General features: G+C 45.7%; 11 protein-coding genes and 2 tRNA genes. 7 read left to right on the forward strand and 6 right to left on the reverse strand.

Going from position 1 to position 15,460, the window contains the following annotated elements; translation table 11 throughout:
* Position 1 precedes the first annotated feature (1 nt).
* The 3 genes from H6A34_RS03840 (at position 2) to H6A34_RS03850 (ending at position 3,329) form a co-directional block, all read left to right on the forward strand.
* On the forward strand, positions 2-2,017 hold the full coding sequence (locus H6A34_RS03840; RefSeq protein ID WP_205103571.1) for an LTA synthase family protein: 2,016 nt from the start codon (positions 2-4) through the stop codon (positions 2,015-2,017).
* A 123-nt stretch (positions 2,018-2,140) separates the two neighbouring features.
* Positions 2,141-2,214, forward strand: a tRNA-Pro gene (locus H6A34_RS03845).
* 101 nt (positions 2,215-2,315) lie between these two features.
* Positions 2,316-3,329, forward strand: coding sequence for an esterase-like activity of phytase family protein (locus tag H6A34_RS03850; RefSeq protein ID WP_239480745.1), 1,014 nt, complete (start codon positions 2,316-2,318; stop codon positions 3,327-3,329).
* Here the strand turns inward: H6A34_RS03850 and H6A34_RS03855 are convergent.
* The 5 genes from H6A34_RS03855 to H6A34_RS03875 all read right to left on the reverse strand — a co-directional run bounded on the left by H6A34_RS03855 (position 3,319) and on the right by H6A34_RS03875 (position 9,465).
* Complete coding sequence (locus H6A34_RS03855) at positions 3,319-4,131, reverse strand: hypothetical protein (protein WP_205103572.1); 813 nt, start codon at positions 4,129-4,131, stop codon at positions 3,319-3,321. The genes H6A34_RS03850 and H6A34_RS03855 overlap by 11 nt on opposite strands.
* Entirely contained in the window at positions 4,055-5,986 is a 1,932-nt protein-coding gene (locus tag H6A34_RS03860) for a YgiQ family radical SAM protein (protein ID WP_205103589.1), read from the reverse strand. The genes H6A34_RS03855 and H6A34_RS03860 overlap by 77 nt, the downstream gene beginning before the upstream one ends.
* Before the next feature lie 71 nt (positions 5,987-6,057).
* The gene (locus H6A34_RS03865; RefSeq protein ID WP_021948869.1) at positions 6,058-6,375 is read right to left on the reverse strand and encodes a hypothetical protein; all 318 of its coding nucleotides are present in this window, start codon (positions 6,373-6,375) and stop codon (positions 6,058-6,060) included.
* A gap of 311 nt (positions 6,376-6,686) precedes the next feature.
* Entirely contained in the window at positions 6,687-8,267 is a 1,581-nt protein-coding gene (locus H6A34_RS03870; protein ID WP_205103574.1) for an NAD(P)/FAD-dependent oxidoreductase, read from the reverse strand.
* A gap of 34 nt (positions 8,268-8,301) precedes the next feature.
* Complete coding sequence (locus tag H6A34_RS03875) at positions 8,302-9,465, reverse strand: alpha/beta hydrolase family protein (RefSeq protein WP_205103576.1); 1,164 nt, start codon at positions 9,463-9,465, stop codon at positions 8,302-8,304.
* A 141-nt stretch (positions 9,466-9,606) separates the two neighbouring features.
* On the opposite strand from H6A34_RS03875, the gene thrA reads away from it, so the two are divergent.
* The 3 genes from thrA (at position 9,607) to thrC (ending at position 14,783) form a co-directional block, all read left to right on the forward strand.
* Positions 9,607-12,042: a bifunctional aspartate kinase/homoserine dehydrogenase I gene (thrA, locus tag H6A34_RS03880; RefSeq protein ID WP_205103578.1), complete on the forward strand. Its 2,436-nt coding sequence runs from the start codon at positions 9,607-9,609 to the stop codon at positions 12,040-12,042.
* 149 nt (positions 12,043-12,191) lie between these two features.
* The gene (locus H6A34_RS03885) at positions 12,192-13,421 is read left to right on the forward strand and encodes a cofactor-independent phosphoglycerate mutase (protein ID WP_205103580.1); all 1,230 of its coding nucleotides are present in this window, start codon (positions 12,192-12,194) and stop codon (positions 13,419-13,421) included.
* Between the two features lie 39 nt (positions 13,422-13,460).
* Entirely contained in the window at positions 13,461-14,783 is a 1,323-nt protein-coding gene (gene thrC / locus H6A34_RS03890) for a threonine synthase (RefSeq protein WP_205103583.1), read from the forward strand.
* Positions 14,784-14,845: 62 nt separating this feature from the next.
* Here thrC and H6A34_RS03895 read toward each other — a convergent pair.
* Positions 14,846-14,916 (reverse strand) — tRNA-Cys (locus H6A34_RS03895).
* Between the two features lie 245 nt (positions 14,917-15,161).
* On the opposite strand from H6A34_RS03895, the gene H6A34_RS03900 reads away from it, so the two are divergent.
* On the forward strand, positions 15,162-15,460 hold a 299-nt coding region (locus tag H6A34_RS03900), incomplete at its 3' end, for a transposase (RefSeq protein WP_205102961.1).

The raw sequence follows: 15,460 nt of genomic DNA on the forward strand, positions 1-15,460 counted from the left end.
CATGAAAACATGTAAAATCAGTATCGGCGGTAAATCTCCTACCAAGGTTTACGCCGTGTCACTATGTTATCTTCTTTCCATACACATACTTGCGTTGGTGTTCTTTTCAGCGTTCCGTCTCATGCTGTTCCTGTCCGCCGACTACACATTCCCGCCCGACATTGCAGGCGACTATGCGCTTTATTCAATCGCCTTCATTCGTGGACTATGGTTTGACAACGTCATAGCGTGCTACATCCTACTGCTGCCGCTGGCGGCGTTTTGGATAGCGGCATGGTTCGGCTGCACGGCAAGATGGCTGTACCGTTCGTCGGCATGGTACTTCACGATACTTTACGCCCTGTGCTTTGTCATTTCAGCCGCAAACATACCATATTTCAACTACTTCTTCAAGCCAATCAACTCCTCGATATTCAATTGGTTTGACTATATGGGCACAACGGCCGGCATGGTGTTCGGCGAAAGCTCGTACTACCTTCCCATGGCATTGGCTATAGCCACGATAGTTGCTTTCGCCTACATTATTTACAAGCTGTCAACGCTGACGTACGGCAGAGTTACAACAACAATCGGCACATGGTGTCTGAAAGGCGCCGGCATAACGTTCGTAGTTGGCGCCCTGCTCGTAGGCCTGTGCGTATTCGGCATACGTGGACGCCGCGGATACAACCCTATTAAGGTAAGTCAGGCATATTACTGCAACGACCCATTCCTCAACCAGCTTGGAGTCAATCCTGTTTTCAACATAATGACAAGCGCAATAGATGACAACCGAAAGGAGAACAAGGCACTGACACTCATGGCGGCAGACGAGGCCGTAGCCAACACACAACACTTATTGGGCAGGGCAGGCATTGACGGCATATCACCCATAGCACACATTGTCAAAGCCGACAGCAACATTACTATGGTGAAAAAGAACGTGGTAATAATCCTGATGGAGTCGATGTCTGCAAGCCTGATGGGGACATTCGGCAACAAGTCAAGACTTACGCCATTCCTCGACAGTCTGTACCACAGGTCTTTGAGCTTCAGTAACTTTTATTCGTCCGGCATTCACACCAACCACGGCATGTACTCAGCGCTGTACTCCTTCCCCGCCATCATGAAACGTAACGCTATGAAGGGCTCGGTAATACCAGTGTATTCTGGACTGCCGACGGTACTGAAGCAGAACGGATACAGCACAATGTTCTTCATGACCCACGAGTCGCAATACGACAACATGAACGCCTTTTTCAGGACAAATGGCTTTGACGAAATATACTCCCAGGAAAACTACCCCGCCGACAAGGTTGTCAACGGCTTTGGAGTGCAGGACGATTACCTGTTCCAATACGCCCTGCCCGTACTCAACAGACATGCGGCAGATGGTCGGCCGTTCTTCAGCGTTCTGCTGACAATCAGCAACCATCCGCCATACATCATCCCTCCATACTTTCATCCGCATAGCAAAAAGAAAGAAGAGCAAATCGTAGAATATGCCGACTGGTCCATAAAAAATTTCATGACCGAAGCCTTAAAACAACCATGGGCCGACAATACTATTTTCGTACTGATGGCAGACCACGGTAAGCTCGTCGGAACGCCCGAGTGTGAAAGCCCTCTGTCATACAACCACATTCCACTGATGATTTTCGGCAAGGACATAGAGCCACGTATAATAGACAATGTCGGCGGACAAGTAGACCTAATGCCCACCCTTCTCGGTATCCTGAACATCGGATATACACATAACGGCTTCGGAATAGACATGCTGAAGGAGAAACGTCCGTACATGTTCTTCACCGCAGACAACCTCATAGGTGTAAGAGACACTTCACGTCTTTACATATATATTCCCGACACACGCCAAGAGCTACGCTACAACGTAAAGAAAGACGGAAAGGTTGCTCCGGCGGAAGACAACGAAACCTTCAAGGCAATGAAGAATTACGGATTCTCGATGTTGCAATGTGCCGAAACACTTGTCAAACGACAACAAACCGTTGACCATCCAAGGAAAAAACAAAAATAAGCCAGACAGTGAGTGACCAACGATAAATAATTGGACTCCCAATAAGAATTATGGCGAAAAAACTTGCAGGATATAAGAAAAAAACGTACCTTTGCACCCGCAATAACAAAGAAGGTACGTATTCGGGGTGTAGCGCAGCCCGGTAGCGCGCCTGGTTTGGGACCAGGTGGTCGCAGGTTCGAATCCTGTCGCCCCGACAAGTAAAGGGATTATACCGACACAAAGGTATAATCCCTTTGCCTTTTACAGACAACTTGCATCCCACCCAGCACTATATACAACCACATTACCGCACAGCATGAGACAAACAATCTTTATCCTATTCATGATTATGGCGACAACGTCAACGGCGCAGACGGAATTCATAAGGGAATGCGGACAACACGCCTTCCCAAAGACGGTGCCGCCAGGCAACTACAGCGGAATAACGCACATAGAGAAAAATAGGTACGCTATTGTATCCGACAAATCCGAGAATAACGGTTTCTATGTCTTTTCGATAAACATAGACTCGATATCCGGCGAGATAAACGACGCCAGCCTCGAGTCATTCAGGGGAGACTCATGCCGTGGCGGCGACTGCGAAGGAATAGCATATATACCGGAATCTTCGACATTCTTCATAAGCCGTGAGTCTGACGCAACAATAGCCGAATATGATTCAACTGGAAACACTAACGGAAAAACGCTCGAGATACCCGCAATATACAAAAGTGGCATGGGTAACTACGGTTTCGAGTCATTGGCCTATGACAGACAGTCCCGACTGTTATGGACCATTAACGAAAGCACACTGCACGGCGACGGACCACAAGCCACGTCTAACAACGGCGCCGCCAACATATTGAGGCTGCAATCATTCGGCGACGATTTACGTCCGATGGCACAATACGCATACAAAATGGATAAACCCGAGGCACATTCAAAATCAAGTCAGTATGCAATGGGGGTAAGCGAAGTAGCAACCTTGGACAATGGCCGACTGCTCATACTCGAGCGCGAATTCTTCGTCCCCAAAACTAAACTCGGCGCCTTCGTACAATGCAAACTGTACGAAATAACACCGTCAAAAGAATACGAAATTCCTCTTGACGGGGAGATTAACCAGCAAACGAAAATATTACCGAAAAGACTTATCCATTCATTCAAGACAAAACTGCAACTTTTCAAGAATTCAATAGCCAATTATGAAGGGATGTGCGTCGGCCCGAAATTAAAGGACGGCAGCACTGTACTGATATTGGTCAGCGACTCGCAAAATCAATATGCAGGCGTGCTAAAGGACTGGTTCAAGACAATCGTCATACGGTAAACCTTACATAACACCTATCATCAAAAGAAGCATTACCGTCCATAAGCCCCTTGGTTGCCTTGAACGTTCCTATGCACAATGGGTCGTCAGCCAACTGCCTGGATAAAGCCATTTCACTATCCTCCAATGTCGGCTTAAGGAATGGATAACCGTCACTTGCCAGTATTATCTCGCCGCAATCATCATTGACGTTGATTACTTTCACCTTAGAGGTCGGTATTTCAAATCCATCAATGACAGGATAGTCTATATTTTGGTGCATGCAACATTCCTTCAAGTCGTGCATTATAAACCTACGTCCGGGGTCATACGTACATACATCCCCAACCTTGAGTCCACCTTTCATGGCCGCTTTAAGGTATCCTGCACGCTTATCCGCAAGCACAGCCTCCTGCGGTTTGGGATTGTCATAGTATGTTCCTCCAACAATACACTGGCAATCGCCGACCATCCACACCTGCTTATGGCAACATGAATATACCACGGCGCTGGCGGTAAGCCGTTCTACCGGATGTCTTTCGAGATAATCCAGACTCAGCGCATGCGCCATATATTCGTTACGGACTACAGCGGTTACATTAGCACAGAAATCATCCACACTGATGTCAGCCGGCATTATGCCGATATACCACCTTATCAGCTCCATACAATACCTGCCATTCGACATTCCGGGACTGATTTCAACAGCTGTCTTGCTTGTACTCCCGTCAATCACGGCGACAAAGCTATCGTTTATTGCCAGACCGTCTTCGCATGCCTCCTGACTTTTCTTTCCTACGATGGCCTTCTCTATTATCTTCATTGTATACAGATGCTTTTTTGTGAGTATTGCCGCCTGAATACAAACGGTTGAGTAAGTCTGGCCGACCGATACGCCTCAACTCACGCTCAATGTTACGGCGCTCCTCCGGCTTGTACCAGAAAAAAAACTGTCGTTGAGCAAGTTTCTCACGCTGAGTCTTGGCCGAATATACAGGTTTCAAGGTATAAGGGTCATATCCGGTATACCATGTCTCAGTACTTACTGTCATTGGGGTTGGCGTAAAATCCTGTACCTGTTCGAGGTGGAAATCCAGTCCTTTAGTTATCACGGCAAGTTCAGCCATATCCTCTTCTGTACATCCCGGATGGCTGCTTATAAAGTAAGGTATGATCTGCTGCCTGAGATTTTCCCGGGAATTTATCGCGTCAAATATTTTCTTGAACTCCTCAAACTGGGAGAACGAGGGCTTACGCATCAGTTTAAGAACATTGTCCGAAGTGTGCTCTGGAGCCACTTTTAGGCGTCCACTCACATGACGGCATATCAGTTCGCGTATATATTCCTTTGCAGCCTTGTTACACTTCTCGTCCTTGCTCTTGTACAACAGCAAGTCATAGCGTACGCCACTGCCTATAAAGCTTTTCTTTATTCCCGGCAAAGCGTCTACAGCCCTATACACATCAAGCAATTTGCCGTGGTCGGTATTGAGGTTCGGGCATATACCTGGATGTATGCACGACGGACGTCTGCACTTTCCGCAAATAGATTTATCACGTCCTGACATACCGTACATGTTTGCCGACGGCCCCCCAAGGTCGCTGATATACCCCTTGAAGTCAGGCATTTTTATTATGTTCCTGACTTCCTTCAAAATGCTGTCCTTGCTTCTTGACGTAATAAACTTTCCTTGATGGGCACTTATAGTACAGAAAGCGCACCCACCAAAACATCCACGATGTATATTAACCGAGTGTTTTATCATTTCATAAGCAGGTATGCGCTTTCCCTTATATTTAGGGTGTGGCAATCGGGTGTACGGCAAGTCGTATACCGCATCAATTTCCTCTGTCGTCATGGGAGGATACGGAGGATTTACAACCGCATACACTCCGTCGACCTCCTGTAATATCCGGTGTGCATGCAGCATGTTCGACTCTTCCTCAATATGCCTGAAATTCTCGGCCTGCGCCTTTTTGTCGCGCAGGCATTCTTCGTGCGAATGCAGCATTATGTCGTCCGGCATAACCCCGCCAGGTATATCCTCTTCAGCAGAAAGATACACGGTTTGTGGTATGTCACGTATCTCGCGGATATCCTTACCGACCATCAATTCATGGCAAAGGGCCGCAACAGGCTTCTCGCCCATGCCATAAATTATCATGTCAGCGCCCGAATCGCACAAGATACATTTCTTTAACTCCTCCTTCCAATAATCATAATGGGTCAACCTGCGCAACGATGCTTCGATTCCACCAAGCACAACGGGTACACCAGGAAACAGATTCTTCAATATCCGGCTATATACAATAGTAGGATATTCGGGCCTGCAATCATGGCGGCCATCCGGACTATAGGCATCCTCCGAACGCAAACGGCGGTTGGCGGTATACTTATTGACCATCGAGTCCATACATCCCGGAGCTATGCCGAAAAACAAGCGTGGACGGCCAAGCTTCTTGAAATCCCTGAAATCACCGTGCCAATCCGGCTGAGGCACTATCGCTACACGAAGCCCCATTGCCTCGAGGGTCCTCGCTATCACGGCCACGCCGAACGACGGATGGTCTACATACGCATCGCCAGAAAACAATATCACGTCAAGCTCGGTCCATCCCCTTAACTCAACCTCCTTCTTTGTCGTAGGAATCCATGCCGTTTTCGATAACGGCTGCATGCCATCCCTACCCGCTCCGACACGCGCAGATTGCCCGGTCACTACTCCAGGTCCTTGTATATCCCTGCTATTCACGCCTCGCAATCCTTGGTCTCGGTGTTCCATTTATCATAAAAGCGCACAAGCTGGTTTAGGCCAAAAGCCTTCATGTTATTGTTGTAAATCACGTCAAGGCACAAGTCAAGCAGTTCCTTGTCCGTATCGGTTCCCATTTCCAACATTGACCTTACGTTCAGCTTCAGCTTATCAAGCACCTGTTCGTCTATTATTCCGTTACTGTCAACAAGATTCTCGAACAACGAATATTTCCTTATCGTATTGAGATGTTCCTCATTTATCGTTATGCTTCTCGTTCCCGAAGCATTGGTCTGGATTTTATAAGTCTTCATACATATATGTTTTTTAAGTTTTACGAACACCATGCTGCAAGCACAAGCGACACTGTGCCGCATAACGGTGTACGCATTATTTCTGATAGCAAAGGTATAATTTTTATTTGAAAGCGCAAATACATTACATACAAATAATACGCGTGTTTCAACGAAAGGCCACCTTTAGCAATGCCAAAGGCCGTCAACAAGAACACTAAAGGCCGTCTTTGGCATTACCAAAGACGGCCTTTCATAAAACGCTGAATATCAAATAATTGTTGAATGGTACTGTCGCATGCACATTAACGGCATAGCAACGACTGCAACCATCATTCCATCGAGGCTGTTAGATACTCCTTTACAGCGTCCGCACACCGTTCTCCGTCTATTCCGGCGGATACTATACCTCCAGCGTATCCCGCTCCTTCACCACATGGGAACAGTCCATGCAGGCGTACATGCTGCAAAGATACCGAATCCCTTAATATCCTCACCGGTGAGGACGTCCTCGTCTCTGCAGCAATTAACACGGCTTCATTGGTAAGGAAACCATGGCTTGTCCTGCCGAATACAGCGAAAGCCTGTTGCAGACGCTTACCGACTTGCGGCGGCAACCAGAAATGCAGCGGACTGGATATAAGCCCCGGCGCATAAGAACTCTTCGGCAAGTCATAGCTCAAACGCGAACGCGTAAAGTCGACCATACGCTGTGCCGGGGCAGTCTGCCGCATGTTACCCTGTTGCCAACATGTGCGCTCGATTTCTTCCTGGAAACGCAGCATGCACAGAGGGTCGTTACCTTCACCGCAAACATCCTCAGGATGTACCTCAACCACCATTCCGCTGTTTGACCAACGAGAACCACGGTTACTCGGACTCATACCGTTGACGACTATCTGCGACGGCCCTGTAGCGGCAGGTATCACGAACCCGCCCGGACACATACAAAAAGAATATACACCACGACCGTCAACCTGAGTAACAAAACTGTACTCGGCAGCCGGAAGATATCGTCCACGGCCTGTCTTATTGTGGTATTGTATCCTGTCGATAAGCTCGGCCGGATGTTCAAGCCTGACCCCTACAGCCAAGGCCTTAGCCTCTATCTCAACACCTGACTCGCTGAAGTAACGATATACGTCACGCGCCGAATGCCCGGTAGCAAGGATAACCGGACCTTTAAACTCACGCTCGGTTCCAGTATTCAGGTCAACGGCCACAATGCCTGCTACAGTGTCGCCATCGCTTAAAAGACGTGTCATCTTAGTCCTGAAATGCACTTCACCGCCACACTGCAATATCGTACTACGCATATTCTCTATCACACGCGGCAATTTGTCAGTTCCGATATGCGGATGGGCATCGGCAAGGATTGAAGTTGAAGCCCCATGCTGGCAAAAGACGTTCAATATTTTATTGATGTTGCCACGCTTCTTGCTTCGGGTATAAAGCTTGCCGTCAGAGTAAGCTCCAGCTCCGCCCTCACCAAAACAATAGTTACTTTCAGGGTCAACTTTTTGTGTCTTGGTTATCATTGCCAGGTCTTTTTTCCTTTCCCGGACATCCTTGCCCCGTTCTATAAGTACAGGCTTCAACCCTAACTCAATAAGCCTCAACGACGCAAACAAGCCTCCAGGACCAGCGCCAACAACTATTACCTGACGCGACGATGACACATCACGATACTCTGTATGTTCATATTCGTCGTCCGTAGGCTCCTCGTTTATGTAGACACGTACTTTCAGGTTTACGTAAATCGTTCGTTGACGGGCGTCAATGCTACGCTTCAACACTCGCACATGATTAATAGTCCTTGCATCAAGTCCCTTGTCCCTGGACACAAATTCTTTTATAGTAGTTTCGTTTGCTGCTTGTTGTGGCAGTAAACGGAGCTGATATTCATTAATCATATATAAGTATATGAGTATTAATATATTACTTAATTTATTTCAACTTTTTATTAAAGAAATCCAATACACGTTGCTGCGCCTCTATGCCACATGAATGAGGTATAGGCCAAAGCTCAGTTTCAAGATTTCCTCCGGCATTCTGGCTGTCCCAAACCTCATGCATAATCTTAAAAGCCTTCTTAACGCCCGGCACCTTGAACAGCTTGTCTTCAGTACCGCTGATGAACAAAGTCGGCTTAGGACAGGCTATGCTCGCTATATGCGGATAATCAAGATATTGCCGCAACGCCGGTATGCAATTAGCAAATCCACCTGATTCTTTGCGTCCGTACTTCCATGTCATCTGAACATCAGTGGTTATCATCCAACAAACAGCCGCGCAAGCCGATATCTTATCAGACAAGGCTGATAACATCCATGCGCGATATGCCCCCATTGAACATCCAGCACATCCTATCCTTTTGGGGTCTACCTCCGGCAAAGTCGCAAGAAAATCTGTTGAAGCAATATCATCGTAAGTCATAAAGGCGCTTAGATTGCGTCCATACATCATCATATTTCCGGCAATTATGTCATACTTACTGCGGTCTACGCCCTCTGCCCTGCCGCGTTCGCCCCACATAGGCGCATCCGTTGAAAAGACTACATAACCGTTTTTGGCAAGGTAATCGCCGAAATATTGGCCTCCATAAAGATTGTCAACCCACTTATCAGCATCATCCAAAACAAGCGAATCATCATCAAAAGGACGAATCATTTTCTCCTTGCCTATATACAGATGGGCGCCGTGGTCATGCAACAAGTTTACAGCAGGGAACGGTCCTTCTCCATCTGGAATCAACACATAAGCCCTCACACGGTAAAAGTCCGAAAGATTAAACTCCAATTTACGGGCCGTATACCCCTCGCGTTTCTCCTCTCCAATTACCTTAACGTCATAGCTCTTTGCCTCAGGAGGCGGTGTCATCATGCATTCAAAAACTTTCCTGCGGGCGGCAGACTTCCATTCAATAAAATCCTTTATATCGCTATTTCCCCACGCTAAAGGATAAGTAAGCTGTCCAAGCAACTTGTCTGCATAGACGGGAAAATCTTTATAAAACTCATACTTGTCCCGTTTTTGGGCCATTGCGTCCATGCAAATCAAGCACGACAAAAGAACAAAAACAACTTGGTGTTTAGCTTTAATTTGTAACATAATCAGGTATTTTGGTGCAAAATTAGCAATTTAATACGGAAAAATATTGTCATAAAGAGAAATCTTACTAAATTTGTCAGCAATTTTAACAGAGGACAAGCCCTGTTTGTCTCAGGGCTCTCAACTAATTCAATCAAATCAATGAAAGTATTAAAGTTTGGAGGAACATCCGTAGGTTCCGTTAAAAGCATTCTGTGCTTAAAGAGAATTGTTGAAAAAGAGGCGAAACGTCAACCGATAGTAGTTGTTGTCAGTGCGCTCGGTGGAATAACCGACAAGTTACTTGCGACGGCTCAAATGGCATTAAGTGGCGACGAGCTTTACAAAAAAGAATTCGATGCCATGGTAACCCGTCATCATCAGATGATTGACACAATCATTACTGATCCTAAGAAAAGGGAAAACCTTTTCTTTTCGGTTGATGTGCTTTTCGACCAATTAAAAAGCATATATTACGGTGTTTATCTCATTCATGACCTTAGCGACAAGACCAGGAACGCCATTGTTAGCTATGGCGAAAGGCTGAGTTCGCACATTGTGGCGACACTGGTAAAAAATGCGAAACTCTTTGACGCAAGAGAATTCATCCAAACAGAACATAAAAACAAAAAGAATGTCCTTGACAGCGAACTAACGTCAGGTCTCGTACGAAAGGCCTTTGAAGAATTACCACGCATATCGGTAGTACCAGGATTTATTAGTCGCGACGAACATACCGGCGAGACGACAAACCTCGGACGTGGCGGAAGCGACTATACCGCCGCCATCATTGCGGCAGCCCTTAATGCCGAAGTTCTGGAAATATGGACTGACGTAGACGGATTCATGACGGCCGACCCAAGAGTAATAAGGACTGCATACACAATCAACGAACTGAGTTACAAGGAGGCCATGGAGCTTTGCAACTTCGGAGCAAAAGTCATCTACCCTCCTACAATATATCCAGTTTGCATAAAGAACATACCAATAAAGGTAAAAAACACATTCAATCCTAACGGACCAGGCACCGTAATAAAGGATAAAATCGTCAATGACCGCAAAGTAATAAAAGGTATCTCAAGCATTAGCGGCACAACATTGATTACCGTAACCGGCCTATCTATGGTGGGAGTCATCGGTGTTAACCGCCGTATATTCACCGCTCTTGCCGTCAATGGAATATCAGTATTCCTGGTAAGCCAGGCTTCTTCCGAGAATTCAACGTCTATAGCCGTAAAGGACTCTGACGCCGACGAGGCCGTAAATGTGCTGAATGATGAATTTGCCAAAGAGATTGAAACCGGTGCAATGTTCCCTATGCACGCCGAAAGCGGCCTTGCTACCATAGCCATAGTAGGAGAAAACATGAAGCATACACCAGGTATAGCAGGCAAATTATTCGGAACACTCGGACGAAGTGGCATCAGCGTAATTGCATGCGCACAGGGCGCTTCCGAGACAAACATATCTTTTGTAATCGACGGCATGTATTTACGTAAATCATTAAACGTAATACATGACTCGTTCTTCCTTTCGGAATACAACGTACTGAACCTGTTTATTTGCGGAGTTGGCACTGTCGGCAATAAACTGATTGAACAAATCAAGTTGCAATACGAAGAACTGAAACTGAACAGAAGGCTGAAACTTAATGTCGTAGGCATTGCAAGCAGCACACATGCTATATTCAACCGCGACGGGATAGACTTGGATAATTATCACGAGCAACTGAAAAACTCGAAAGAAAGCGATACATCCAATCTGCGCAAGGAAGTTATCGGCATGAATATTTTTAACAGTGTGTTCGTTGATTGTACCGCAAGTAAAGATGTTTCAGCCTTGTATCAAGAGTTTCTTGAACACAATATATCTGTAATAGCAGCTAACAAGATAGCCGCTTCATCCGATTACGGGAGTTACATAAGGCTGAAAAAAACTGCATTGTCAAAAGGCGTAAAGTTCCGTTTCGAAACAAATGTTGGAGCAGGGCTTCCCATTATAGGAACAATCAACGACTTATGCAATTCGGGAGACAAAATCCTGAAGATAGAAGCAGTACTAAGCGGCACACTTAACTTCATTTTCAATGAACTGTCAGCAAGCGTACCTTTCTCTGAAGCTGTCAAGCGCGCAAAAGAGCAAGGATACAGCGAACCAGACCCACGCATAGATTTAAGTGGAACTGACGTCATCCGAAAGCTTGTAATATTAACACGTGAAGCAGGATACAAGACAGAAATAAACGACGTAGAGAAACATTTATTCATACCTGAACAATTCTTCAACGGAACATTAGAAGAATTTTGGAGGAATTTGCCCCAGTTGGACGCAGACTTTGAAGAAAGGCGAAAAAACCTTGAAGCTTTTGGAAAACGTTGGCGTTTCGTTGCGAAGATGGAAATGGGACACACCAGTGTTTCGCTCCAGGAGGTTGAAAAAGGACATCCATTCTACAACCTTGAAGGTTCCAACAATATAGTAATGTTAACAACCGAACGCTACAAGGAATATCCAATGCTCATTCAAGGATATGGTGCAGGCGCAAGCGTAACGGCAGCCGGAGTTTTCGCTAACATCATGAGTATCGCAAACATTTAAAAAAAGCAAAAGAAACAAGGGAAAACCAATCATAAGCCCGAGGGCACTACTGTACAAGCATACAACATACCAAACTTAACTTATGACAACAAGCGGTAATCCGCTTGCCAAGGGTTTCTCTTACCATTAAATCACACAAGTACTGAAAGATGAAACATATAATAATATTAGGAGACGGCATGGCCGATCATCCTGTAGCCAGACTCGGTGGTAAAACTTTGTTGCAATACGCAGATACTCCAAACATGGACATGCTCGCGCGGACAGGGCGCACTGGACGGCTGACTACTATACCTGATGGGTTTCAACCTGGAAGTGAAGTTGCAAACACAGCAATACTCGGTTATGACTTAAACCAAGTATATGAAGGCCGTGGACCACTTGAAGCTGCAAGCATAGGTTATGAAATGCGACCGGACGACTTAGCATTACGTTGCAACATTATAACGTTGGAAAACGGCTTAATAAAGAACCATCATGGCGGCCACCTTACTACGGAAGACAGCGACGTATTAATTAAACATCTTAATAAATGCCTCGGAAATGACAACATACATTTCATAACAGGAACCCAATATCGCCATCTTCTGATAATCCGCAATGGCAATAAACACATTGAATGCGCTCCTCCACATGACCACCCAAACGAGCCATGGCGCAATTTGATGGTAAAACCAGAAAAAGGATGGGAAGAACTTGATGAAGATGGACGAATGTCTGCACAAGAGACAGCGGACATAATAAATAAGCTCATCATTGAGTCACAATACTATTTAGCCCAAAAGCAATCTCAATGTAATGAACAGGAATGCCTGAGCATATGGCCTTGGGGAGGGGGATACAGGCCGAAAATGAAACCATTAAGCGAAATTTACCCACAAGTAAAATCCGGTTCCGTAATTTCCGCGGTTGACCTAATACGCGGAATTGGTCATTATGCAGGGTTAAGAATCATAAAAGTCAAAGGCGCTACCGGTCTTGCCAATACTAATTATGAAGGAAAAACGCAAGCTACACTTGAAGCGCTACGCACCGACGATTTTGTATTCCTGCATATCGAAGCCAGTGACGAAGCCGGTCATGACGGAGACTTGGACCTGAAATTAAAAACAATCGAAAATCTTGATAAAAGGGTTGTTGGACCGATATTCAAAGAAATATCCACATGGACCGACATGCCGGTATGCATTGCCGTATTGCCAGATCACCCTACCCCAGTGGAAATACGGACACATATAAACGAGCCCGTGCCTTTCCTGATTTGGTATCCAGGCATAATACCGGACGAAGTGCAAACATATAACGAAGTAAGTTGCGTCAGTGGCAGTTACGGATTGCTACACCTAAACGAGTTCATCGAAACATTTATAAGGATATAATCAAACACATAATTATCATTCAACAAAAAAACATTTAACATGAAATACTACAGTACAAACGGTAAAGCGCCATACGCCTCGCTAAAAGAGGCTGTGACGAGAAGCTTGGCTCCTGACGGGGGACTGTACGTTCCTGAACAAATCAAGAATGTGCCTGACAGCTTTACTGAAAACATACAAGACATGACATTTCAGGAAATTGCCTTGGAAGTCGCAAAAACATTCTTCGGCGATGACATTCCCGAAACTGACTTGAAAGGAATCGTATACGACACGCTATCTTTCGACTGCCCAATAGTAAAGGTCAGCGAGAACATCTGGTCTCTCGAACTTTACCATGGTCCAACTCTTGCGTTCAAAGATGTTGGGGCAAGGTTTATGGCGCGCATGCTGGCGTATTTCACAAAGCAGGAAACAGGAACGATAAACGTCCTCGTAGCCACCAGCGGCGACACCGGTTCAGCCGTTGCCAACGGATTCCTTGGAATAGACGGAATCCATGTGTATGTGCTGTATCCGAAAGATAAAGTAAGTAAAATACAAGAGAGCCAATTCACCACATTAGGAAACAATATAACCGCACTTGAAATAGACGGAACATTTGACGATTGCCAGGCACTTGTCAAAAAAGCATTCTCTGATACAGGACTCAACGCTACAATGAGGCTCACGTCAGCAAATTCAATAAACGTAGCCCGCTTCCTGCCACAGTCGTTCTATTACTTCTATGCCTATGCGCAGATGAAGCGCCTCGGAATGGCCGACAACCTTGTAATAAGCGTGCCAAGCGGTAACTTCGGTAACATTACCGCAGGGTTATATGCGTGGCAAATGGGGCTGCCCATCAAAAGATTTATCGCGGCCAACAACGCGAACGATATATTCTACCATTACCTGCGCACCGGAACTTACGAGCCGCGCCAAAGCATACAAACCATAGCCAATGCCATGGATGTTGGCAATCCAAGCAATTTCGCACGAATATTATCACTATTCCACAACTCGCATGAAAACATAATAAAAGCCATTGACGGCAACGCATACCAGGACAACTCCATAAGCCAAGCCATAAGCAAATGTTATAAAGACAGCCACTATATACTTGACCCGCACGGCGCATGCGCTTGGCTGGCACTGACCGACGGGTTACAAAATGGCGAACATGGAATATTCCTTGAGACGGCCCATCCCGCAAAATTCAAGGATATTGTGGAAGACGCTATCGGAACAGCTCTCACAATACCAAAGCGCCTTGAAGAATTCATAAACGGGAAGAAACTTTCCATACCCATGACAAATAGATATGAAGACTTCAAAAAATACCTTATCAGCCAACAAAACAATGCCGGCAGGAAAGAATAAAACGCCGTCGAAGATAAAAGAAAATAAAGCCTCGAAAGAAATTCTTTCGAGGCTTTGTTTTGAGGTACCTAGCAGAGTCGAACTGCTCTACACGGTTTTGCAGACCGTTACCTAACCGCTCGGCCAAGGTACCTTTTGTCTTTTTGCGGTGCAAAGATAATACATTTTCACGGACTCAGCAAATATTTTCCGTGTTTTTTTATCACAAACTGTTATTATGCCATATCCACAAATTCCACCATCACCAATTCAAGACAATAATAAATCATTGTTATCGGATTGGCATAATTAAAATAAGTCACAAAAACAACAATGTGCAAAATGTCTTGTCCTGGCAAAAGTTGACACATTTATGAACAATAAAAAATGTGTAAAACAATGCGAAAGAATCCAACAAAGTACAGCGAGGAGTTCAAATTGAGCGTCCTTCGTGACTATTACTCGTCAGGCATGAGCAAGCGCAAGTGTGCAAAGAAGTATGGCCTGTGTAATCCGACGTTATTGTCGTCATGGCAGTCAAAATATGGTGAGAAAACCTTATCTTTGCCGTCGGAAGAAGAATACGACGACATGGCAAGACGCAGCAAGGAGGAATACAGGGATGAGAACGCGGCCCTGCGCAAGCGCGTGCGCGAGTTGGAGAAGGCGCTTGCGTACTCGCGTTTGGAGACGGAGGC

Source organism: Marseilla massiliensis (genome assembly GCF_016899855.1).
Lineage (GTDB): Bacteria > Bacteroidota > Bacteroidia > Bacteroidales > Bacteroidaceae > Prevotella.